The organism is Enterococcus sp. DJ147D b (assembly GCF_058216655.1).
Genome location: NZ_CM177104.1, coordinates 342,804 through 366,187, shown reverse-complemented (window position 1 = coordinate 366,187; position 23,384 = coordinate 342,804). Strand labels below are relative to the sequence as shown.

The window sequence follows — 23,384 nt, the reverse complement described above, 5'->3', positions numbered from 1 at the left end:
CTTACTGTTCCAAATTTCCTAGAATAGTTAAAATTTGGCGATAGAACGACTCACGACTTTGATCGCCTCGTTTAACTTCTTGATGAATGCCGCCATCTTTGATAAATAAGATTCGTTGGCAATAACTTGCTGAAAAAGGATCATGTGTTACTAATAAAATAGAAACATTATCTTTTTGGTTCAATTCATCCATCGTGTCCAATAGATCACGCGCACTCTTAGAGTCGAGTGCACCAGTTGGTTCGTCGCCTAATAAAATCGTTGGTTGAGTAATCAATGCTCTAGCAGCTGCGACACGTTGCTTTTGTCCACCGGAAATAGCTGAAGGATAGCTATCTAAAATATGGCTAATTGATAAGCGTTCAGCAATTTGTTTGACTCTTTGTTTGATTTCTTTTGGACGAACCCCTTGTAAAGATAGTGGTACGGCAATATTTTCTTGCGCGGTTAAGTTTTCCAATAAATTGAAGTCTTGGAAGATGAACCCGATTTCTTTCGCACGAAAATCTGCCAGTTGATTTCCTTTTAAAGCTGTTACATCTTTTTGATTGATCCGAATACGACCATCTGTTGGTTTATCTAAGGTAGACAAAATATTCAACAAAGTTGATTTACCAGAACCGGATGCACCCATGATTCCGATAAATTCACCTTTTTCCACTGAAAATGAAATGCCCGCTAAAGCTGTCGTTTTCTTTTCATTATTTTTACCATACACTTTTGTTACGTCTTGGATTTCAACAATTTTTTCCATTTTTTACGCCTACCCTTTAGTTAATTTTTCTTGTGCTGCTTTAGGTATTGCTGACTTTTCAACTTCTTCATAACCAGTTACACCTTTATTTTTATTCCAGACTACTTTGAGATACGCATTTTTTCGTAATGGGCGTGCTTGCATCCCTTGAAATTCTAATTCTTTTTTAGCGCCTTCTTTATTAAATCCAGATAAATTATATTGGTAAGTGATCACATCTTGATTTTGCTCATCTTTTTGAACAATTTTTTCACCGTTTGTCGTGATCTGTACATAGTAATCATCTCCGCCCATAATAACAGCATCTGCTATTTTTAAACCTGCTACTCCAATACCCACGACAACCAATAATCCAATCAGAAATTTTTTCACGGTCTATACCTCTCTTTTAACTTGATGAACTTAGTATAGAAAAAAAAGAACGAACATGCCTTAGATTCCTCTGTCAGTCATCTTTCAATATTGTTAGCTTTTATCCAATGAGTCAACCTGACAATAGACTTATTCAATTAAAAAAGAGTGAAGCAAACTTGCCTCACCCCGCTATTTTTCACTTTCAATCATGGGTTATTTTCGATCAGTTAAATCCCCCGTGTTAATTACCGGCTGCGTCCCTTTGTCTGTAATAATCGATACTAATAAGTTGTTGATTAGTTGAACTTTTCGATCATCTGTAAAATTGATTTCTTGACCCGACTCAATCTGTTCCAGTGCCATTTGCGTCATTGTGACCGCGCCTTCAACGATTGTTTGACGTGCAGAGAGGATTGCCTTTGCCTGCTGTCTTTGCAACATGGCACTCGCAATTTCAGTTGCGTAAGCCAAATGGTTCAATCGTGCCTCGATGACCTCAACTCCCGCAACAGCTAGTCGTTCTTGAAGCTCCGTTGCTAATTTATCCGAAACCTCGGTCGTATTTCCGCGTAAAGTAATATCAGTATCATTGAAAGTATCATAAGGATATTGACTTGCAATGTGACGAACAGCAGTCTCACTTTGGATCTCTACAAAGTCTTGATAATAAGCAACATCAAACAAAGCTTTCGCCGTATCCACCACTCTGAAAACGACAACAGCAGAAATTTCAATGGGATTTCCATCTAAGTCATTTACTTTTAGAACAGAACTATTGAAATTTCGAACTTTAAGTGACACGTTGATTTTATTAGTTAACGGAACGGTTAAAAAAAAGCCATTTTCTTTGATTGTTCCTAAATAGTTACCGAAAAACAAAATAGCTTTTGATTGATTTGGACTGACCACTGTTGCTGAGCTAACTAATAAACAAGCAATTCCCCACAAAACGATGCTTAGAATGATTAATGTTGGGCTAGTTGCTACTGTGCCAAAATAAAACAAGATGGCACCCGCGATTGCCAAAACAACGACACCAACTCATCCAATATACCCATTGATATAGAGCGCTTTTTTCTCATTCATTTTCAATGTCTTTCCTCCTCTTACGTACTAGCATAAACTTTCTTTCCTGACTACTCAGTTATTCTCAGTCTTGCTAAAGCACCTTCTAATTCTAAACCTTTATCTTCGCTAATGAACCATCCCGTTGAGTGCGTTCCTCCCGCAGCTTTTGGTAAATACTCTAATCGGGTTCTAACCCAGTGTTTTTGTTCTGTAAAGTAATCTTCAACTAAAATTTCCAAATACATTCCCGCATTGAGAATGATATTTTTTCGGACAGACTTAAAAATAAAGCGTTCTTTACTTGGATCATATTGTAAAACACCCGTATCTATGATTGGCAATGAGTAATAATCCATCTCCTTTTTTACTTTCATTAAATGGCGAAACATTTCATTATGTACTTGTTCTAATTGACGTCCTTCTGAATTTTTGGGATACTCAATCGTTACTTTTTCCTTATCATCATCATAGTATAATTCGTTCAATGACTTTAATTGCGCATGTAGTTCGAGCATTTTTTCTCGTAGTTGTTCTCGTTGAACATCTTCTGTCTTCATTTTCCCCACCCTAATTCTTCTGCTAAGTTTCAATTTTTCATTTGTCTATACCTATCTTACTATAAGAAAACAACTTAAGCGAAACAAAAAATGATATTGAAACAAAAAAATGTCTCAATATCATTTTACGAAATTTTATTCAGTTTCATCTTCCATATGGTTGTCCATGTGATCCATCTTTTGCTCCATATGATCATTCATGTCTTCCATATCGTCGTCCATTTGCTCATTCATCGAATATTCTTGTTCATCGTCCATCCATCCAATAAAGGTGTCTGTTCCTTCAACAGTCAATCCTTTTTCCGCATTTCCTTTTTCAAAAGATACGCCTGCTTGTACTTCATTGTTCATTTGGAAAGTTGAATCGCCTATCAATGTTAGTTGATAGCCAGGAACAGCTAAATCCGTCAACTGAACAGAACCATTTTTAGCAACAATCGTGCTTGATTCTGTTAACGCACTATCATAAAAATAAAAATTACTTCCCTCACCAGTAAAGTTTCCCTTTTTAGTTTTCAAACGACTAAAATCAAGCGAACCAAATTGATCTTTGGCTGTCACTGAGTCCGTCGTTAAGCCAATAAAACTTAACCAACTATTTGCATAAGCGTCAACAGTTAGATTTTTTGTTGCAATATCTGTCATCGTTAATCGACTATTACTGCTTTCAATCGTAACATCACTGAGAGACATTTCTTTTGGTACCGTAATCGTTATCTGTGGCTGATTTTCTTCCAAACTAAGCTGAACTGGATATTCCGGCTGACCTTGCGCTTGAATGGCTAATGTTTGATTCTTTAAATCAATTTTTGGTGCATCTGACTTTTCATAACGAGTCGTGACTTCAAAATCAATCCCTTGTCTGATTTTGATTTCTTGGTTTTCTGCCTGAATCACTAATTTTTTGATTTCATTTGCTTTAAATTTTTCTGTATGCTCTTGCATCTCTAATAACTTAGGACCATTTTCCCAAACGATTGTCTTTTGTGCACCTGCCGTATATGTCTCTGCTGCCAAAATTCCACCAAAGAGCATCAAGCCACTACCAATCAATAAAAATTGTTTTAGTTTCATTTCATTCACCTCTCCGTTCCATCGTGTGTTGGATGAAGACCACGGTTAGTAACAAAGCGACGACCGACCCATTTCACAAAACGCATCATCAACTGAGCCAACCATTTTGTCAATCTCACTAAAATCGGAGTAAAAAAGATAGCTGCACCAGTCGCAAACAGACCTAAGCCAACGAAAAACAAACCACTGACAACTGATTGTCCTAAAATCATCAGTCCTGCTAACGCCATAACCACGCCTACTCCTAAAATCACAATGCAAACAACATAGATACTAAAAATAACCGCAAATAATGCGATGACCGAACCAACCAATACAGCAATAAATAGCAATGCTAAAGGAATTAAGATTGGCGATGCAAATAAGCCAAGTAAAATTAACCAAATCAAACGCATTTGTCTTTTCGGACTATTTTGATGAATCTCTTCTTGACCTAAGTCATCTGCTTCAGAAAAATAATTGATCTTCAACTTCAATGCAAACTGTTTAGGTGTGCCATATTCTTCTAAAATTTCATCGACTGTCTTACCTGAATCCAAAAAATACTCTTCATAATATTGGATCAAATCAAAGCGGTCAGCTTCAGGAATTTCTTGAAGTTCGTCTAAGACTTCACTTAAATATTCATTCATGTCTATTATCCTCCAATAACCGATCTAAAGAGTCTCGAAAAACGATCCATTCATCAATAATTTCTTCTAAATGTGTATGTCCGATTGGTGTTAAGCGATAATATCTTCGGTTTCGACCCTCGAATGGTTCATCATAGGTTTCTAAATATCCTTCTTGTTTCAATCTTCTTAATACGGGATACATGGTAGATTCACTAATTGATAAACTTTCCTGCACAATTTTTGTTAGTGCATATCCATACATATCTTCTCGACTCAATGCTGCTAACACCGTTCCATCAAGAAGAACCGTTGGAATTTGAATATGCATAGCGACACCTTCTTTTACAATATTTTTAATTCCACTATATTATATCAGATATAATATAGTTTGAGCAACGTATTCTAATTTTTAGTTGAGTAAAAAAAAAGAGAAGGTCTTTACACCTTCTCACCAACTAAATTTGGTAGTTTTTTCCATCCACTAATAACCAATTTTTTTGAATAGTTTTCTTCGTACAAACTGATTGTTAGAAAAACATGAACTTTCGCTTGGATAACCACAAACTATACTGTCATCTCACCTACTAGTATAGCATGGGTATAAATGAAAATACTTTACTTTAAAATAATCTTGTTGTCTTATAAAATTTTTTCTTATTTATTCTGGCTTTTATAATAGAGGCAAAATGATTGTCGTCCACAACCAACTAAAAGGCATTACTACAACCATCGCTGGAATCATGTCAGCAACTGGAAACATTTTGACATGAATCATTCGAAAACCAGTTGCAAGCATCAAAAAGCCACCACAAGCTTTAAAATCTAGAATCATTGCTGGCGTTGTCATTGGAAAAATGAATTTTGCTAATAAGAACAAAGCATAAAAAATAATGAATTGCGGTATCGCAATGACGGAAACTACAAATCCTAAATTACAAGCAAAAATTGTTGCTGTAAAAAAATCTAAAACAGATTTTGAAATCAAAATCGTGTTATCTCCTGTCATTCCTGAATCAATACTTCCGTAAATCCCCATCCCACTTGCACAAAATAGCACAATCACTGTGACTAGGGTATTAATGAACTCTTCATGAGATAAATCAAGCTTTTCACTAGGAAATAATTTTGAAATTGGCTTTTGCATCAAATTTGCGCCTTGATCAATCCGCTCTCCTAGATGAATGACTAGTCCAATCACTGTCCCGATCACTAAAGCAAAAATGACAGGTGGCATATTTTTCATCGGGCCCATCGAATAAATCCCCATCCCCATTGAACAAACACCAAACACCATCATTAGTTGTGTTTTAAATCGATTACTTAATTTCTCTCCTAAAAGACCTCCAAACAGACCTCCAAAAAAGACCGTTCCGACGTTGATTAATACTCCAGTTGGCATAAAAAAACTCCTTTCTACCTTAACGCGCTTCATTTACTCTTTCAAAGCGTTCCTTTTCGCTGCATTTTTTAGTCTATCAAAGTTTTTTCATTCAACCAATTCAAATTTCATGTTAAAGTATTCATAAACGGAATAGTTAGGAGAGGTTTCCTTGAATATTCAAAAACTTGTTGTCTTTCTTGATCTAGCAAAGACGTTAAGCTTTACTAAAACAGCAGAACATCTTTTCATGACACAAGGAACGATTTCCAAACAAATCATTGCTTTAGAAAAGGAACTAGACACTCAATTATTTGACCGCACGCATCGAAAAATCGAGTTAACAGAAACCGCACAGCTCATTCTGCCCTATGCGAAAAAAATTGTCGAACAATACCAAGGCATGACGGATGCCCTAGAAATGTATACCAAAAAACAAAATCTCTCTTTAAGCATTTTAACGATTCCTACTATGACCCACTATGCTGGATTTCGTCATATTACCCAATTTTTGAAACTTCATCCTGAATTTTCTATTCAACTCAAAGAAGTTGAAAGTGCGGAAGTCCCTTATTACTCAACTGAACAAATTGATTCAATTATTTTTGGTCGAAATTTTCATGAGCCACCGACAAACTTTGAATGGCTTCCCACTGAAAAAGATTACTTTGTTGCCGTACTCCCAGCTCATCACCCTTTAGCGCATGAAAAAAAAATAAATTTACGTGAACTAAAAGATGAAGTCTTTCTGTTACTTGGACAGCAAACCAATCTTTATCAACCAGTGATTGATCTTTGCCACGAAGTCGGATTTGAGCCTAACATTGTCTACAACGGGTCTCGAATGGACTTGATTCTCAACATGATTGCAAACGATATGGGCATCTCGATCGTGATGGAAAAAACGGTTAATTATCTATTAAAGGAAGATACGGTACTCGTTCCCATCACACCAAACAGAGAAAGTTTTCTGGCATTCGCTAGAAAACAAGGGGAACATTCTTTAGCCTCAAATACGTTTTGGAAATACTTAAAACAAAATATACAGCTTCTTAGAAGTTAACTTTCTTGTTCAACTTCTAAGAAACTGTATAAAATAGTGTCACTCTATTCGCTTCTCTGATGTCAAAATCATGAGGAGATTTTTGTTAGTCGTTTTGTGTGCGCACTATCTGCTCGGACTAAGCATTTTGTGCCACAACCTTTTTCTCAGTGTTCAAGAAGCGCTTCCTTCACAACTTCTTCCACATTTTTCAAACATATCATCACCGTCGTCCCCACACCTTCAATACTACTGTAGTCAATACGTCCTTGATGCAATTCCAAAATTTTCTTCACTAACGAAAGGCCCAAACCATTCCCCGCATTCTGATGACTCGTATCGCCTTGATAGAATTTATCAAAAATTTTTGCCGAAGTTTCCTCATCCATACCGATACCAGAGTCTGTCACTTCCAATACGATTTCGTCTTTTTTCTGCGTTAGTTTTACCGAAATTTTACCAGTTGGACGATTATATTTGATGGCATTATCCATAATGTTCAACCAAACTTGGTACAAGAGTTCTTCATTTCCAACATACTTCACTTTTTCCAGTTGGATATCCAACTGTAATTGTTCTTTTTCCCACTTCGGTTGTAAAAATAAAATCACTTCTCGAATTTGTTCATCTAAACGAAATTCTTTTTTCTCCATTAGCATATGTTGATTCTCTAGCTTATTCAATTTCAAAACATTTTCTGTTAATTGAGAAAGTTGCGTGATTCCTTCGATGATTCGTTGTAAAAATACCTGTCGTTCTTCGTCTGAAAGATCGGGATTTTGTAATAATTGGACATAGCCTTGGATAGTTGCTAACGGTGTCTTGAATTCATGCGAAACATTTGAGACGAAGTCATTGCGCAAAGTTTCGATGCTATTCAACTCTTGAACCATTACATTGAAATCTTGATACAGTTGCTGAACTTCAGCTACTTTTTGTTGCTCATTCATTTGGATTGTAAAATCGCCTTTTGCTACTTGGCTCATATTTTTTCTTAGTTCACTAATTGGATACAATATCCCTCTACCAACAAACGCAGAGATTCCTGTTCCAACGACTGCACTAAATCCTGCTAAAACCATGATTGGATAAAGCGTCGGCCGTTCTGTTGGTGTCCAAGAACGTTGATTTGCCAACAAATAAACCAATCCTACAAAACAAGCTAGCGTCACTATAATGCACAAAAAAACAATCAGTGCAAAATAGATCCAGAGCTGTGAAAATATTTTTTTCTTCATTTTTTGATAACCGCCTTATATCCGAGTCCACGAATCGTTACAATTTGAAAATCTTGATTGTTTTCAAAACGCGTACGTAAACGTTTCACGTGAACATCAATCGTTCGTTCCTCCGTATTCGTATCCATCCCCCAAATCTCATCCATTAATTGTTGGCGCGTGAATATTTTATTAGGGTAAGATAGCAACTTATACAATAATAGAAATTCCTTTTGCGGTAAAATCATTGACTCCTCTTTACTCGTCACCTCATAGGTTTCTTGATCTAAACAAGTCTCACCAATTATCAGGCGTTGACTATGATTGATCTTTGCTCGACGTAACAAAGCCTCCACCCGCAAGACCATTTCGTTGACGTCTACTGGCTTCGTCATGTAGTCGTCTGCGCCCAAATGAAAGCCCCGTTTCTTGTCCTCAAAGTCATGCTTCGCAGTAATGATCAATACAGGCGTCTCAATCTTACTCCCTCGTAAATTCTCCAACAATGTATACCCATCCATTGCTGGCATCATCACATCAGTTATAATCAAATCAACATGATTATTTTCAAGTTTTTTCAGTGCATCTTCACCATTAAAGGCGAGAATAGTGGAAAAACCAGCTCGTTTTAACACAGATTGATACAATAATTGTAGATTCTCATCGTCTTCAACAACTAAAAGTCGGTTCATTGCGCTTTTCCTCATTTTTCTAAAAAATTTCTTGAATGTTTCACTCAGTTCATATTCAGTTAACATTCATTCGTTATACTTTCACTATCATTCTGTTATAGTTGTTATTATACAGAATATTTTTAATGAGAGAAGGATGAAGATGCTACAACTAAAGGATATTAAAAAGTATTATAAAGTTGGCGAAACGACAACTAAAGCATTAGATGGCGTTTCCGTTGCTTTTAGACAAAAAGAATTCGTCGCAATTCTTGGTCCAAGTGGTTCTGGGAAAACAACTATGCTAAACGTTATCGGCGGGTTAGATAACTATGATTCAGGCGACATGGTCATCAACGGAAAATCAACAAAAGATTTTAAAGATAGCGACTGGGATGCCTATCGTAATAATTCGATTGGCTTTGTTTTCCAAAGCTACAACTTGATTGGACATCTAGGAATTATTGAAAATGTGGAACTTGGAATGACCTTAAGTGGGGTTCCTAAAGAAGAAAAGCGAAAAAAAGCAGAAGAAGCTTTAAATCGTGTTGGACTTTCTGCCCATATGCACAAAAAACCAAATCAACTTTCTGGTGGACAAATGCAACGTGTCGCAATTGCCCGTGCTTTAGCAAACAACCCAGATATTCTATTATGCGACGAACCAACTGGGGCATTAGATACCGAAACAAGTATTCAAATTATGGAATTGATTCGAGAACTTTCTAAAGAGAAATTAGTCATCATGGTCACGCATAATCCTGAACTAGCTAACCAATATGCTGATCGAATTATTGAATTTTCAGACGGAAAAATTTTAGCAGACTCTCATCCACATATCGAGCGACCAAAAAATGATCAGTTCAATTTGCGCCGTACGAAAATGAGTTTTTGGACAGCTCTAAAACTTTCTTTCAATAATATCCGAACAAAAAAAGGACGAACGTTCTTAACCTCTTTTGCATCAAGTATCGGAATTATCGGGATTGCGATCGTCTTAGCCTTGTCTACAGGGTTCCAAAAACAAATTGATAGTACACAATCAGAAACAATGTCAAAATTCCCAATCACAATTTCAAAAGTGACAACTAGTCAAACAAATAACTCTGCCGCACTTGGTGCAAGTAAAGCGGACTACCCAAATAAAAAAACAATCACCGCTAAAACTAGTGATGAAGATAAGGCACAACACACAAACAAAATTGATCAAAAATATGTCGATTATGTAAATGATATTGATCCTGATTTAAGTAATAATATTGGCTTTACTCGATCAACGGGAATCAATCTGCTTCGTGAAATTGATGGAAAAGCTCAACCAGTAAGCTTCTCCAATGCGAGTCCTGATAACGACGCTCTTTCTTTTTCAAGCACAATGGCTTCCATGACAGGTGTCGGTGTCTCAACTTTCCCAACACAATTAGCAGCTGATAAAGGAAACTTTTTAAAAGATAACTATTCACTACTTGCTGGTAGTTATCCAAGTGCAACAACTGATGTAGTTCTGATTGTCGATGGAAACAATAATACGAATATCAACGCACTAAAAAATCTTGGTTTTGATGTAAAAGAAGATCAAAAATTTGATTTTGATCAAATTATTGGTACTACTTTAAAATTAGTGAACAATAATGACTATTACTCACAATTGCCAACTGGAACATTTATTCCAAATTCTGACTACGACAAAATGTACAATGACTCGACTGAAGAATTAAAAATAGCAGGTATTTTGCGTGTGAAATCATCTTCAACAATGAATCTTTTATCTCCAGGTATTGCTTACAGCGACCAGTTAACAACACAAATTGTTGACAAAAACAAGGATTCTGAAATCGTTAAGGCACAAAGAGATAGTGACACCAATGTGATGACCACTGAAAAACTAGATGCTTCTGCCAAAGAAACATTTATTAGTTACCTTGGTGGTGATAGCTTGCCTTCAAGTATTATGATTTATCCAAATAATTTTGAAGACAAAGATAAAGTTCTTGATTATCTGGATGACTACAACAAAGGCAAATCAGAAGAAGATAAAATTATTTATTCTGACCTCGCAGGTACAATGACTGAATTAACTGGTGGATTGATGGATGCCATCACTTACGTATTAGTCGCTTTTGCAGGTATTTCACTGGTGACAAGTATGATCATGATTAGTATCATCACCTATACTTCAGTAATTGAACGAACAAAAGAAATTGGTGTATTGAAAGCTTTGGGTGCTCGTAAAAAAGATATTACTCGAGTTTTTGATGCTGAAACTTGCATTTTAGGAATTTCTTCTGGTATTTTAGGAATCTTAATTGCTTGGTTAGCTACATTTCCAATCAACAGTATCTTATATAGTATGACTGATTTGAAAAATGTCGCTCAATTAAACCCTGTTCACGCATTGATTTTAGTAGTGGTTTCAACTATTTTAACAATGCTTGGTGGACACATTCCAGCTCGTATGGCAGCGAAAAAAGATGCCGCTATTGCTTTACGCGCTGAATAAATTTATATTTATAAACAAAAAAGCAGCTAAAATCACTAATGATTTCAGCTGCTTTTTATTTCCGTTTTAGCTACTTACAGCTTTGGTATATGGTATACTATCTTGTCCCTTATACCAAAGTTCTTCTGAAGTATATCGATCGGTTTCGTTCAGCACGACCGTTCCATCTAATTCAATTTCAGTTTTACTCCCAATCCACATATTTGCTGGCATTCCTAAAAGATTTTTGCGTGCTCCTTTGCTGTTTAATTTGAATGCATCTCCGAGGTCTTCAACCCAGTGTGATTTTAAGTATTTTGTCTGACCATTATCAAAATCTACTTTCAAAATATTGGCTACATTTTCCACTTTTATTGCTTTCGGTACTTGCTCTTTCATTTCTACTCCTCCAATCCTTTTTAAGATATCTCCCATGCCACAAAAAGAAAGCGCTATCCCCCGCCAGTTTAACATGTTAGAAATGTTCCTACAATCATTCAAAAAAAATAGACTAGAACCTTTACAGGTCCTAGTCTATTTTTCAAACAGTTGGTCAAACAACTGTTTCTAGCATTTATTTTTCTTTCACTTCTTGAATCAATTTGGTAAACGCTTCTTGTTGATAAGCAGCTGTTAATTTTTTGATTAGCGCTTCTTGCTCAGATTGACTCATTTGTGGATTCTCCATCATTGCTTGCTTTAAGCCGTCCTGTACGTAAGCTTTTGCTTCACTTTCCATAGTACTTTGACGTTCTTTGGAAAGTTTTGCTAATTTTTCTGCTTGATCTGTATTTAAAGTAATCCAGTCCTTTGGTAATTTAAATGTATTCACACGTTTATCAAACTCATGATTATTATCAGCTATATTAAACCAAAATTTATAATGATCATTCTTGTATACCCAATAAGTCGTTTTTGTGACTTTTTCTGCAGCTCCAGTAGTTGACTCCACTTTGTTCGTTACATTGTCAGTTCCAGTAGCTGTTGGTTTTTTCTGACTTTCTTTGGTCTTATACAAGTAAATCTTTTCAGTTCCATCACCAAGTTCTTTATAAAGTAACAGATTGGCACCTGAATCAGCGCTAGAAACGATTTTTTTCGTTGTTGTTTCCGTCACTCTTTCCATCCCAAAATGGTTAGAAATATTCGCTACAATCAATCCTAAAGCTCCAACAAAAACGGCACCAAAGATCAATGAAAGGACTGTTTGCCATGCTTTTTTGGCAAAAACATTAATCAAAGCAAAGGCAACTAAACTAATAATCAAAATACCAATTATCATGCTTGATCCCCCTTCACTGAAAGTTCTTTAAGTGGTTCTTTTTTCTTTAAGAAGAAAGCAATAACAAAGCCAATGATCCCAAAAATAATCGCTACTACAAATGCAGCATGATAGCCAGATAAAGTTGCATTGATTGCTTGGTCTTTATAAGCCAATGGTGTTGCTTTTAATATTTCTTTGTCAGGTAAATTGTCTTTTGTAACATTGGTCAATACACTAATCAAAATTGCCGTACCGATTGAACTAGCAATTTGACGGAAAGTATTATTGACCGCCGTACCATGACTAATCAAATTATTTGGTAAAGCATTCATACCTGAAGTTGTAACTGGCATCATAACCATTGAGATCCCAAACATCCGAATCGCGTATAAAAGCACGATATAAACGACTGGTGTTGTTTCTGTTAAAAATGCAAATGGTGCAGTAGCGGCAGTTAAAATAAACATACCTGTAATAGCTAAACGTTTTGCACCATGTTTGTCAAAAATCATCCCAGTGATTGGCATCATTGCCCCCATGATCAATGCACCTGGAAGTAACATCAATCCTGAATGAAAGGCTGACTCTCCACGAATATTTTGAATATACAAAGGAACAACCATTTCCGCGCCAACCATCGCCATATTGGTTACTCCAGCTAAAATAGCTGCAATAGTAAATGTTGTTGATTTAAAGACCCGAAGTTCCAAGAAAGGATGTTCTAGACGCAACTGACGTAATGAGAATAAGATAATAAAAAGAACCCCAACAATCAAGAAGCCAATTACTTGGACACTTCCCCAACCTTCGTTGCCTACACTAGAAAATCCATAAAGTAAGCTACCAAATCCGATTGTTGATAATATTGCTGAAAGTAAATCAATACTTGGATTTGACAACGGAATCACGCTCTTCATCAAGAAGATTGCCAACACTAAAACTAATACAACGATTGGAATAATCATCCCAAACAAATCACGCCATTGATAATTATCAATGATGTAACCAGATAACGTTGGGCCTAATGCTGGCGCAAGTCCAATCACAATTCCAGACATTCCCATCGCAGAACCCCTTTTTTCTGGTGGGAATATCGATAACATAATATTTTGCAATAATGGCATTGAAACACCAACACCTGCAGCTTGAATCAAACGGCCAATCAATAAGGTAGAAAAATTAGGTGCGATATAGCAAGTAATTGTTCCAATTAAAAATACCGTCATTGCTGAAAGATATAAACTGCGTGAGCTGAACTTGTTAATCAACCAAGCTGTAATAGGGATCATGATCCCATTCACTAATAAAAATCCTGTTGTTAACCACTGTACATCTGAAGCTGTGATATCAAAAGCTTTCATTAACGTAGGAAAAGCTGTTGTCAACAGCGTTTGATTCAATACGGTACAAAAGGTACCAATTAGTAAAACAACCACTAGTAATGAGCGGTTATATGGTTTGCCGTAAATATCTACGGGCTGTTTTTTACTCATGTGTCTCCTTCTTTCTAATTATTTTTGCGAAATCACTAGAATACTTTATTCCTAATCAGATAGTTTGTCAACCTACTTGACACAAAAGTCAACAAAAGTATAATTAAAGAAAGAAGAAGGTCAAAAGGAGTGACAAAAGTGATTCATAACCACCTCAAAGAACTATTAAAAAATGATCATTTGCTTGTTGGTATCAGTGAACTTAGTGAACTTGTTGGTGTTTCTCCACGTCAATTGCGTTATTGGGAAAAGAAAGGTTTTATTCAATCTGTCGAAACCGATTCCAACGGACCAAGAAAGTATCGATTGCCTACAGTTGTTAAGGTTGAAATCATCAAACAGTATCTGGACGAAGGATATACGTTGACAAAAGCTGTTGAAAAAGCAACTGCTCATATCCAAAAAATGCACCATGTTCGCAAAGTTTTTTCAAAATGTATCAAAGAAATCGAGTTGTTCGATCAGCGCTACACAGCAATTTCTTTTGGAGATTTCAAAGAAGATGATTCCCAAATTTACATTATTCATGATGATAAAACAGATGAATTAACGTATAAAATCGTCCCTATAGCTGAGAATGTAGATATTAAGAAATTAGTCAGAGAAGCTTAGTCTTATCCACTCAAAATAAATTTCAATAATTTGGAACACTCATTTTCTTCCTCGACTCAATTTATTTTGAGAATAAGTGAGTGGTTCTTTTTTTTTTACTCTTTTCCCCCTTTTTCCTCATCAAATACACGTAACTGGTGACTCAGTTCCTTCGTCTGTCCATAAACTTGTTGATAAATTGAATAAATTTTTTGATATACTCGAACATTATCAGTATTTGGCGTTGCTACTTTATGATAACTAACAAAAATTTCTGTACAATTTTCCAGCGAATCAAACCATCCGACTCCTACTGCCGCAATCATCGCAGCACCCATACTTGGTCCTTCTTCAACAGCCAGACCAAAAATGTCTACATCAAAAACATCAGCTTGGATTTGTGCCCATTCTTTATTTTTTGCACCTCCACCAACGGAAATAACTTGAGTAAATGTTTGTTGTAGCATCTCTTCGAGCAATAATTGAATGTCTTTCAAGGAAAAAGTGATTCCTTCAACCACTGCACGCATAAAATGTGTAAATGTATGTTTCGTATCAATCCCTAAAAAACTCCCTCTAATGTGGCCATCAGAATGAGGTGTCCTTTCTCCTATGATATATGGTGTAAAGAGCAAGCCATTCGCTCCTGGCGAAATCTGTTCAATTTCAGATAGCGCTTCTGAAAAACTCTTCTCTTGAGCAAATGTTTGCTTCATCCACTGCAAACTATATCCTGCTGCCAAGGTGACACCCATCAAATAATAGCTATCAGAAACTGCATGATCAAACCAATGAAGTTTTCCAGTAGTTTGTTTTTGACTCTTACCACAAGTCAAAAATACACCTGAAGTACCGATACTCACTAACCCTTTTTCTGAAGAAAAAATCCCCGCACTTAGCGCTGCACAAGCATTGTCTGCCGCTCCAGCCATAACTTTTACTTTTTGATTGATTCTCACATCGTCTAAAGACTCAAGCAGCAACATCCCTACACACTTTGTCGATTCGACTAATGGCGGGAAATATATTGATGGAATGCCGAAGATTTCAGCAATTTCTTCTGACCAAGATCGTTGTTCAAAATCCAACAACAAAGTTCCTGCTGCATCTGAAAAATCCATGTTTATTTTTCCAGTCAAACGATATCTCAAATAATCTTTAGGTAATAAAATATGGCGAACTTTCGACCATATTTCTGGTTCATTTTTCTTTACCCACAATATTTTTGGGAGAGTAAAGCCTTCCACAACTTGGTTTTTTGTAATTTCTAAAAGCTGGTCTCCACAACTTTCCTTAATCTGTTCACACTCCAGACTTGTACGAACATCATTCCACAAAATAGCTGGACGTAATACCTGCTTTTGTTCATCTAATAAAACTAGACTATGCATTTGCCCCGAAAAACTTATTCCTTTTAGATTTTCACTGAAATCTGCTATCTCCACTACAAACCTTCTTAATACTTTTTGTAAAGCAAGGAACCAATCATCTGGATTTTGCTCACTCCAGCCAGTCTTTTTCTGAAAAAAAGAATAACTCTCACTTGCACAGGCTACGACCTCTCCACTTCTATTAGTCACGATTCCTTTTAGTGAACTAGTCCCCAAATCAATTCCTACCACATATCCCATCAAATGCATTTCCTCCTCTGATCACTCAAACAAACAATTTTAATTCCTTTCATCATGTAGTTACGCCTTTTTTCATTTTTGTGTGTCAAAAAAGTAGATTTTTTTACAAAAAAACTGGAACAAACAATGTACGCATCATTTGTCCCATTTTTTTGATTCTATTCAACAATAAATTTTCGATTATCAACTATTAGTTGTTTCACTCTTTTTCTTCTACTAATAAATAACATAGCTGACTCTTTTTTCTTTTTCACACCAAACTTAATCTTGACGTTGTTATGGGATACATCAACTAATTGATATTGTCCGCCTGGCAATTGTTTAAATTCTACTTTACCAAACTGATTACTTGTTGATTCAATCGGTTCACCCTCTCTAAAAACCAATCGTCCTTTTTGCATTAAGCGAAAAGTTGATCCTATTACTGGTAATTCGGATGTGTTACGTATAATAAAAGAAAAATCAAATGTTTTTTGACTTAATTGATGATGATAAATCAAACGATACACCAAATAAATCAAAAATAGTGTGGCAACAATCACACCAATCAAAATCAAAACATAACGCAAAATTCGCCATTGATTTCCTTTTATTTCACTCACTTTTACGGATTCATTATAAGGAATACGGTAACCCGTAACCAATAAACGGTGAGAATTAACCATGTATGGTGTACAAGTTAACAATGTAACTAGATCTCTGTCTTCTTGAATCGATAATGAAGAAGTATCATCTGGTGTCACCACCTCAATGTTCTCGACTTGGTAAGCTAATTTTTTATCTAAGACTGTCAAAATAAACTGATCCCCAATTTTCATTTCTTCTAAATCAGTAAAGAACAGACGATTGGGTAAACCCGAATGTGCCGAAATAACAGAATGCGTCGATTTCCCACCGGTAGGAAAAGATGTCCCTTGTAAAACGCCTGCACCGATTTCTAAAACATCAGTAGTTGTTTCATCATAAAGTGGTAAATGGATATTGATTTTAGGAATATTGATGCTACCAATTAATTCAGCCTGCACACTTTCTCCCTTTTTTTCATCATTAAAAGGGTCAGAACCAGGATTGAGCCCATTTTTTCGTAAGCGTTCATTTTCCATTGTCATTTTTTGTTGTAAGGAAGCAGTTTCTTCAACTGATTTCTTCTGCGCCTGCTCAATTCTTTTTTGATCAATCAATCCATTCAGCGAATCAACATAAAAAGGATAGAGTGCAATCAGTAATCCTAGGAGGATTACGAATAACAATGTTATTTTTAACAATAATGTTCTAATCTTTTGTTTCCTTTTAAATGGCTTTTCATTTTTCATATGTCCGCCCCCCTTTGGTACCCTTTTCATTTATCATTACATAGTTAGTAACCTTTTTCAATAATAGAAAGAAATTTCAATTTTCTTTCAAAATTCTTGCCTCCGTTTTCAATTGGCTTTATCATATAACTAATTCATCCAATTGAAAGGAGCTTTCTATTTGAAAAAAATCAGACCTTTTATGGTGATTAGTTTGATTGCACTTATTTTTGTTCTTCCACATTTATTTACACATAAACTGATCCTTGGCGCAGATGCTTCTTTTCATTATAATCGCTTTTATGAAACAGCTCAGCAAATTAAAAATCACAACTTTCATTACTTTACTTCCATTTATGGTTTCCAGCAAAGTGGTCGGATTGTCAATGCTGTTTACGGTCCATTTTTTGCTTATTTTCAAGGGCTACTTGTCCTGATCTCTGGTAGTTGGTTTCATTACCAAATACTTTCTAATTTTCTTTTATACTTGATAGCTGGTTGCTCTATGATTGTTTTATTGAAGTATGCGAAAGTCCAAGATTCGATTGCTATACCGATTGCTGTCATTTTTATGAGTACTTATTCCATACAATATTGGGCAATCAATCAAGGATTTACTAGCTGGGGAACCGCGTTTTTTCCTTTGTGCTTACTCCCCATCGTTGATTTTGTCGTTAACAAAAGGTTTCCTTTGAAAAAAGTAGCAGTTTCTATAGCTATAATGACCCAGATTCATTTACTTTCAACTATCATGCTTATTTTAATGTATGTACCTTTTTATATCACTTTCTTTTTTTCGCAAACAAATCGTGGAAGCCAATTACTACAACTTGGAAAATCAATTTTACTTTACCTCTGCCTGACTGCAAACGTTTGGGCTAGTTTACTAATTGTCTATACTGGAAATGAAATTTTAGCACCATTCGTTAATAAAAACATGAGCGAAAAAGCGATTGATCTCGGTGGAAGTTATTGGCTACGCTATCCAGGAATCTTTCCTATTATTTTAGCTATAGGCGTTCTGTTATTAATTTTATTCCGGAAAAAGCTAACACTCTTTGAGAAATTACTCTTTGGAACAAGCTTGTTCTTCTTGCTTCTCTCAACCAGTTTGGTGCCTTGGACGACATTGGTAGCAAAAGGTGTCCCTTTTGTTCGTTTGATTCAATTTCCTTTTCGTTTTTTTGTGCCTTTCACGCTACTATTTTTGCTACTCTTTGCATTGGTCTCCAGCCATTGGCATTCTCAGAAATGGCTGAAGATAATCGGTATATTTATAGTGATTATTTGTACTGGTCAAACTGTCCAAACTCTCTCTAGCCACTTAGCCCAGTGGGAACAAACAAAATTTGTCAGCAGGCATACTTATTTATTTGAGAATCAAGCCGACACGAGAAAAACATTTTTTAATAAAGATTTAGCAACCAGTTTGTTTGCTTTTCAAAAAACAACACCAGATTATCTACCAATCTATCAAGCAACAACTGCAAATAAATATGATCGTTATAGCCAAGATATTCTAGATAATGAAACAAAATATATCAAGAGTTATTCAAAAGGTGATTTAACTGTTAAATGGAAAAATACGGGAACCGAAACAGTCAAACTACCAATTATTGTCTATGATCGAACAAGATTAGTTCGAAATGGCCATACGATCACAGACTATCAATTAACTGATATTGGCACGCCCATTATCAAGCAGCACAAAGGTATTAACAAAGTGACGATTCATTATTCTCCACCGTTCTATTTTTATGTTTCTCTTGTCATCTGTCTTGTCGCTTGGGGAATTCTATTTTTGTCTCCTATTTATGAAAAATATACGCTTTGGCGCAAAAAAAAGGAATTATTCAAGTAGTTATTGTCCCCTTCAACAAGAAGTCATTCACACATATAAGTGCAACAAGTCCCCTTATGGTTATGTTTCTCAACTACCGTAAGGGGACTTGTTGTTTAAATTATCTAACTTGAGTAAAAAGGAACCATTTAAAGGTGACAGTAGTTCTTTCATTCTGAAACGAGAGGTGGATGAATGAGCTTTTAGTTTACTTTCTTCGTTTCTTTCCCAAAACAAGTAAAACTGTGATAATAATCAAGATGATTTCTGCCACGACCAATTCAACATAAACATTTTCTCCAAGAGATACCAAGAATTGATTCTCTACGCTTTCAACCAACTTTTCTTTACTAGATGACGGGTAACTAGCTGAACTCTGTTCTACCTTGTTCTCTTCAGATGATTCATCAATCGTTTCTTCTGTTTTCGGAACATAAAATTTTACTTTACCTTTTGTATCTGTAGCAATCAATCGGTCATGCATTCACTATGTCTCTTCTTCCGATTTATGAAAGCTCCTCTTCATTCAAATTCTTGTCCTCTTTTTAGTTGACTACTAGTATTCACTTGAAAAAAATCATTATTATTTAGAATAAATATTGCTAATGTTAAAACAATAAAATCTCTTATGAATTATGGACGATCTAGAAAAACTGAGATATTTGGCATTCATGAGTCCTACGTATTTTCCAACAATGAGCGTTTATCTCTGTATTCCATTTTATAGATTAAACTTATCCATATGCACAAAAAAAGAAATATCTTTATGTTTATAGATGATTCATATTTTTGCACTCTATAAATGTCTTTTGAAAAATCAGTTATCATGAATAAAATATCACAAAAAAACTACCGACTAAAATTTTCTAGTCGGTAGTTTTCATAATAGTTGGTCATCTTTTCATCAACCATGTATTTGTTTAAAATTTAGCGATTTCTATCTCAATTCCAAAGTGATCACTAATGATTGGAGCATTTTCTCCATCAAATAAAATTTGATGGGAATAAACAATACTAGTTTCTGGAACAAAAATATAATCAATTCTTAATTTCCGAGTATTCTCTTTCCACCCATCGATTGCTTGCTCTACTGTTGCTTCACCATTCTTTGTTTTCGCTATGGAATAGCTGTCTATTATTGCAAGTGGACTTTTTTCAACAAGTAAGTAACCTGCTTCTTGCGCTGGATTATTAAAATCCCCAAGTAAGAAAAGCGGCTTATTCTCCGTTAATAATCGTTGTTCTAGCTGTTGCCATTCAAAAGCAAAACCGGAATTTTTATCCTGCCACCAAGAAAAGTGAGTACTTACAACACAAATTTCTTTTCCTTGGAATAACGTATTGCCAATTAGTAACTTTCTCGTTCGATAATCTTGATAGTTACTTGTTTCAGATACGATCATTGCCTCACTTGTCAAAGGATTTTTTGAAAGTAGCGCATTTCCTTCTTCGTAAATATCATAGCCAATATGACTCATGTCCCAACTCCAATAATAGGAGCGTCCTTCCATTGCTAATTTTTTGATTAAACAATGGGCAAAATTATCTTCATGGATACTTTTTTGTCCACTTACTGAACAAAAATTAACAAGGTCACTCTGAGAAACAACAGCTGACTCCACTAGTTGATTCACTTCTTGCAATGCAATGATATCATAGTCTGCTTCCACAATTTTCTCAACTAATTGTTGTAACTTCCGTTCCGCCTCATCTTCTAGCCAACTATGTGTATTTAGTGTGAGCAAATTCATTTATCTGACCCCTTTTTCATTTCACAAGTATTCAATTTAAATGTGGATAGTTCCAATGACTTCATTCTCTTGCACATTTCCAAACCGTGGGATTTCTAATGTTTCAACCTTATCACTGTTCGTGAAAATAACCATAATCGTTGTTTCTTTACCAGCTTTTTCGATAACATTTAAATTCATAGATGCAAGTTTTGTTCCTGCAGTAACTATTTGCCCTTCTTTAACAAAAACTTCAAAAGCCGATTCCGTTAACTCAACCGTATCGATTCCCATATGGATCAAGATTTCAATACCATCTACCGTTTGTAAGCCCATCGCATGCTTGCTTGGGAAAATACTAATAATCTTCGCATCAACTGGTGCTACCACTGTCTCTTGAGTTGGGACAATCGCTAATCCTTCACCCATCATTTTTTGTGAAAACACAGGATCATCAACATCTTCAAGTGCAATCAACTTTCCTGTTGTTACCGCATGAATCGCTTGTTCTTTGCCTAAAAATGTCGTTTGTGATTCTGTTGAACTTACTAGGTTATTTTTTGGCAAGGGAATAGCTGCACCAGATTGCAACAAATCTTCAATATCAGATTTCAAAACATCCGCTTTTGGTCCATAAACAGCTTGTACCCCATTATCTTTTACAATCAACCCCATTGCTCCAGCACGTTTCCAAGCATCTTCTGTACCGACCTTTTCACGATCATTGACGCTCACACGTAAACGAGTCATACACGCGTCTACTTCACTAATATTTTCTTTACCACCTAATAAATGAATAATTTGAATAACTTGTTCACTTGCTACGCCTTCACCAGCATTTGTTGTCTCTGTTGCATCGCCACCATCATTATCATAGTTTCCATTACGTCCAGGTGTCGCAAAATTGAATTTTTTGATTAAAAAGTTTGATAAGAAATAAGTTCCTACACCAAATACTACAACACACAGAACAAAGTTAAGTAAATCGCCACCTAAACCGGCTTTGATAGCTAGTGGTGTTCGTGTCAATAATTCAATATTCCCAAAAGAGTGTACTCGTAATGGTAAGATATCTGCCATTGCAAAAGCTGCCCCTTGGATAAAAGAATACACGATATATAATGGCATTGCTGCAAACATAAACATAAACTCAAGAGGTTCTGTCACACCTGTCAAGAAAACTGCCAACGCTGCTGAGAAATACATTGATTTATATTTTGAACGTTTGTCAGCATCCACATTACGATACATTGCTAAAGCTAAGCCCATTAAAATACCAGACGAACCAATCATTTGTCCAACTTTAAAACGTGCAGGTGTCCAGTTTTCCAATACAAAGGCATATTGTGATGTGTCGCCAGCACCTTTAAGATTAACCAAGTCTGTTGCCCAAGCAAGCCATAATGGATCTTGACCAAATACTTGTGTTCCAGCTTGTGCACCAGATAGAATTTCATACGTTCCACCCAATTGTGTGTAGTTGATTGGAATCGTTAACATATGATGCAACCCAAAAGGTAAAAGTAAGCGTTCAAGTGTTCCGTATAAGAACGGTGCTAAAATTGGTGCACTATCTTGTGATTGAGCGATCCATAAACCAAAGTTATTGATTCCTGCTTGGATATTTGGCCACACAATAGCAAGAATCAAAGCAACAATTGTAGACCATAAAATTACAACAAATGGTACAAAACGTTTCCCATTGAAAAATGATAATGCATCAGGTAATTTTCGATAATTGTAATATTTATTGTAAGCCATCGCCCCAACAAATCCGGCGATAATCCCAACAAAAACGCCCATGTTTAAAGCAGGTGATTCTAAAACACTAGTAAAGAATCCTTTAACCATGATTTTCGTACCAAATAAGGTATGCGTAAATGCTTCTTCATTCGCTAACATATCCGCAGTAACACCAAAAATCGCTCCAGTGATTCGATTGATTAATACAAATGAGATCCCTGCAGCAAATGCTCCTCCTGCACGATCTTTTGCCCAACTGCCTCCAATAGCCAGTGCAAATAAAAGATGTAGATTACCAATAATTGCCCAACCAATGCTCTCAACTACACCACCTGTTGTAACTAACGGTGCAAAATCTGGATTGATCAGTGGCAGTGATTTCCCAATACTAATCATTAACCCTGCAGCTGGCATAACTGCAACAACAACCATTAATGCTTTTCCGAATTTTTGCCAAAATTCAAAACTAAATAATTTCTTCATGCTCTCTCTCCTTTACGCAATCGGTTTCGCTATATTGTCATTATAGCTTGGGTTTTATTTTTTGTAAATGCTTTATTTTTAATCAACGACAAAAAAATTTTCCCTACTT

General features: G+C 35.7%; 22 protein-coding genes. 4 read left to right on the top strand and 18 right to left on the bottom strand.

Features of this window, described 5'->3' with window-relative positions; genetic code table 11:
• Position 1 precedes the first annotated feature (1 nt).
• The 8 genes from AC4BD1_RS01795 to AC4BD1_RS01760 form a co-directional block, all read right to left on the bottom strand.
• On the bottom strand, positions 2 to 754 hold the full coding sequence (locus AC4BD1_RS01795) for an ABC transporter ATP-binding protein (RefSeq protein ID WP_206910953.1): 753 nt from the start codon (positions 752 to 754) through the stop codon (positions 2 to 4).
• A 9-nt stretch (positions 755 to 763) separates the two neighbouring features.
• On the bottom strand, positions 764 to 1,126 hold the full coding sequence (locus AC4BD1_RS01790; RefSeq protein ID WP_206910954.1) for a YxeA family protein: 363 nt from the start codon (positions 1,124 to 1,126) through the stop codon (positions 764 to 766).
• Positions 1,127 to 1,321: 195 nt separating this feature from the next.
• The gene (locus AC4BD1_RS01785; RefSeq protein WP_490485741.1) at positions 1,322 to 2,134 is read right to left on the bottom strand and encodes an SPFH domain-containing protein; all 813 of its coding nucleotides are present in this window, start codon (positions 2,132 to 2,134) and stop codon (positions 1,322 to 1,324) included.
• A 110-nt stretch (positions 2,135 to 2,244) separates the two neighbouring features.
• Positions 2,245 to 2,733: a DUF5348 domain-containing protein gene (locus tag AC4BD1_RS01780; RefSeq protein WP_490485740.1), complete on the bottom strand. Its 489-nt coding sequence runs from the start codon at positions 2,731 to 2,733 to the stop codon at positions 2,245 to 2,247.
• Positions 2,734 to 2,868: 135 nt separating this feature from the next.
• The gene (locus AC4BD1_RS01775) at positions 2,869 to 3,807 is read right to left on the bottom strand and encodes a DUF4097 family beta strand repeat-containing protein (RefSeq protein WP_490485739.1); all 939 of its coding nucleotides are present in this window, start codon (positions 3,805 to 3,807) and stop codon (positions 2,869 to 2,871) included.
• A gap of 5 nt (positions 3,808 to 3,812) precedes the next feature.
• The gene (locus AC4BD1_RS01770) at positions 3,813 to 4,439 is read right to left on the bottom strand and encodes a DUF1700 domain-containing protein (RefSeq protein WP_206910958.1); all 627 of its coding nucleotides are present in this window, start codon (positions 4,437 to 4,439) and stop codon (positions 3,813 to 3,815) included.
• Positions 4,432 to 4,749 carry a PadR family transcriptional regulator gene (locus AC4BD1_RS01765; RefSeq protein ID WP_067481404.1) on the bottom strand — a complete coding sequence of 106 codons (318 nt, stop codon included), beginning with the start codon at positions 4,747 to 4,749 and terminating at the stop codon, positions 4,432 to 4,434. Before AC4BD1_RS01765 ends, AC4BD1_RS01770 begins: the two co-directional genes overlap by 8 nt.
• A gap of 342 nt (positions 4,750 to 5,091) precedes the next feature.
• The gene (locus tag AC4BD1_RS01760; protein ID WP_206910963.1) at positions 5,092 to 5,820 is read right to left on the bottom strand and encodes a DUF554 domain-containing protein; all 729 of its coding nucleotides are present in this window, start codon (positions 5,818 to 5,820) and stop codon (positions 5,092 to 5,094) included.
• Positions 5,821 to 5,971: 151 nt separating this feature from the next.
• Here AC4BD1_RS01760 and AC4BD1_RS01755 point away from each other — a divergent pair, with 151 nt between their 5' ends.
• The gene (locus AC4BD1_RS01755; RefSeq protein ID WP_490485738.1) at positions 5,972 to 6,862 is read left to right on the top strand and encodes a LysR family transcriptional regulator; all 891 of its coding nucleotides are present in this window, start codon (positions 5,972 to 5,974) and stop codon (positions 6,860 to 6,862) included.
• 146 nt (positions 6,863 to 7,008) lie between these two features.
• Here the strand turns inward: AC4BD1_RS01755 and AC4BD1_RS01750 are convergent, their stop codons facing one another.
• Positions 7,009 to 8,079: a sensor histidine kinase gene (locus AC4BD1_RS01750; RefSeq protein ID WP_490485737.1), complete on the bottom strand. Its 1,071-nt coding sequence runs from the start codon at positions 8,077 to 8,079 to the stop codon at positions 7,009 to 7,011.
• Complete coding sequence (locus AC4BD1_RS01745; protein WP_206910967.1) at positions 8,076 to 8,750, bottom strand: response regulator transcription factor; 675 nt, start codon at positions 8,748 to 8,750, stop codon at positions 8,076 to 8,078. Before AC4BD1_RS01745 ends, AC4BD1_RS01750 begins: the two co-directional genes overlap by 4 nt.
• Positions 8,751 to 8,892: 142 nt before the next feature.
• Here AC4BD1_RS01745 and AC4BD1_RS01740 point away from each other — a divergent pair, with 142 nt between their 5' ends.
• Positions 8,893 to 11,229, top strand: coding sequence for an ABC transporter ATP-binding protein/permease (locus tag AC4BD1_RS01740; RefSeq protein WP_490466809.1), 2,337 nt, complete (start codon positions 8,893 to 8,895; stop codon positions 11,227 to 11,229).
• Between the two features lie 66 nt (positions 11,230 to 11,295).
• On the opposite strand, the gene AC4BD1_RS01735 is transcribed toward AC4BD1_RS01740, so the two are convergent.
• The 3 genes from AC4BD1_RS01735 to AC4BD1_RS01725 form a co-directional block, all read right to left on the bottom strand.
• The gene (locus AC4BD1_RS01735; protein ID WP_490485736.1) at positions 11,296 to 11,607 is read right to left on the bottom strand and encodes a hypothetical protein; all 312 of its coding nucleotides are present in this window, start codon (positions 11,605 to 11,607) and stop codon (positions 11,296 to 11,298) included.
• 175 nt (positions 11,608 to 11,782) lie between these two features.
• Positions 11,783 to 12,490, bottom strand: coding sequence for a DUF4811 domain-containing protein (locus AC4BD1_RS01730; RefSeq protein WP_206910974.1), 708 nt, complete (start codon positions 12,488 to 12,490; stop codon positions 11,783 to 11,785).
• Entirely contained in the window at positions 12,487 to 13,965 is a 1,479-nt protein-coding gene (locus AC4BD1_RS01725) for an MDR family MFS transporter (RefSeq protein WP_206910976.1), read from the bottom strand. Before AC4BD1_RS01725 ends, AC4BD1_RS01730 begins: the two co-directional genes overlap by 4 nt.
• 138 nt (positions 13,966 to 14,103) lie before the next feature.
• Between AC4BD1_RS01725 and AC4BD1_RS01720 the strand changes: the two genes are divergently transcribed.
• The gene (locus tag AC4BD1_RS01720; protein WP_206910986.1) at positions 14,104 to 14,577 is read left to right on the top strand and encodes a MerR family transcriptional regulator; all 474 of its coding nucleotides are present in this window, start codon (positions 14,104 to 14,106) and stop codon (positions 14,575 to 14,577) included.
• Positions 14,578 to 14,672: 95 nt separating this feature from the next.
• Here the strand turns inward: AC4BD1_RS01720 and xylB are convergent, their stop codons facing one another.
• The gene (xylB, locus tag AC4BD1_RS01715) at positions 14,673 to 16,187 is read right to left on the bottom strand and encodes a xylulokinase (RefSeq protein WP_490485735.1); all 1,515 of its coding nucleotides are present in this window, start codon (positions 16,185 to 16,187) and stop codon (positions 14,673 to 14,675) included.
• 158 nt (positions 16,188 to 16,345) lie between these two features.
• Entirely contained in the window at positions 16,346 to 17,500 is a 1,155-nt protein-coding gene (locus AC4BD1_RS01710; protein WP_490485734.1) for a class C sortase, read from the bottom strand.
• 160 nt (positions 17,501 to 17,660) lie between these two features.
• Here AC4BD1_RS01710 and AC4BD1_RS01705 point away from each other — a divergent pair, with 160 nt between their 5' ends.
• The gene (locus tag AC4BD1_RS01705) at positions 17,661 to 19,340 is read left to right on the top strand and encodes a hypothetical protein (RefSeq protein ID WP_490466805.1); all 1,680 of its coding nucleotides are present in this window, start codon (positions 17,661 to 17,663) and stop codon (positions 19,338 to 19,340) included.
• Positions 19,341 to 19,527: 187 nt separating this feature from the next.
• Here AC4BD1_RS01705 and AC4BD1_RS01700 read toward each other — a convergent pair whose 3' ends face one another.
• The 3 genes from AC4BD1_RS01700 to AC4BD1_RS01690 form a co-directional block, all read right to left on the bottom strand.
• Entirely contained in the window at positions 19,528 to 19,803 is a 276-nt protein-coding gene (locus AC4BD1_RS01700) for a hypothetical protein (protein ID WP_490485733.1), read from the bottom strand.
• 436 nt (positions 19,804 to 20,239) lie between these two features.
• Positions 20,240 to 21,070, bottom strand: a complete 831-nt coding sequence (locus tag AC4BD1_RS01695; protein ID WP_490485732.1) for an endonuclease/exonuclease/phosphatase family protein — start codon at positions 21,068 to 21,070, stop codon at positions 20,240 to 20,242.
• A 36-nt stretch (positions 21,071 to 21,106) separates the two neighbouring features.
• Complete coding sequence (locus AC4BD1_RS01690; RefSeq protein ID WP_490485731.1) at positions 21,107 to 23,275, bottom strand: PTS transporter subunit IIBC; 2,169 nt, start codon at positions 23,273 to 23,275, stop codon at positions 21,107 to 21,109.
• Positions 23,276 to 23,384: the final 109 nt, after the last annotated feature.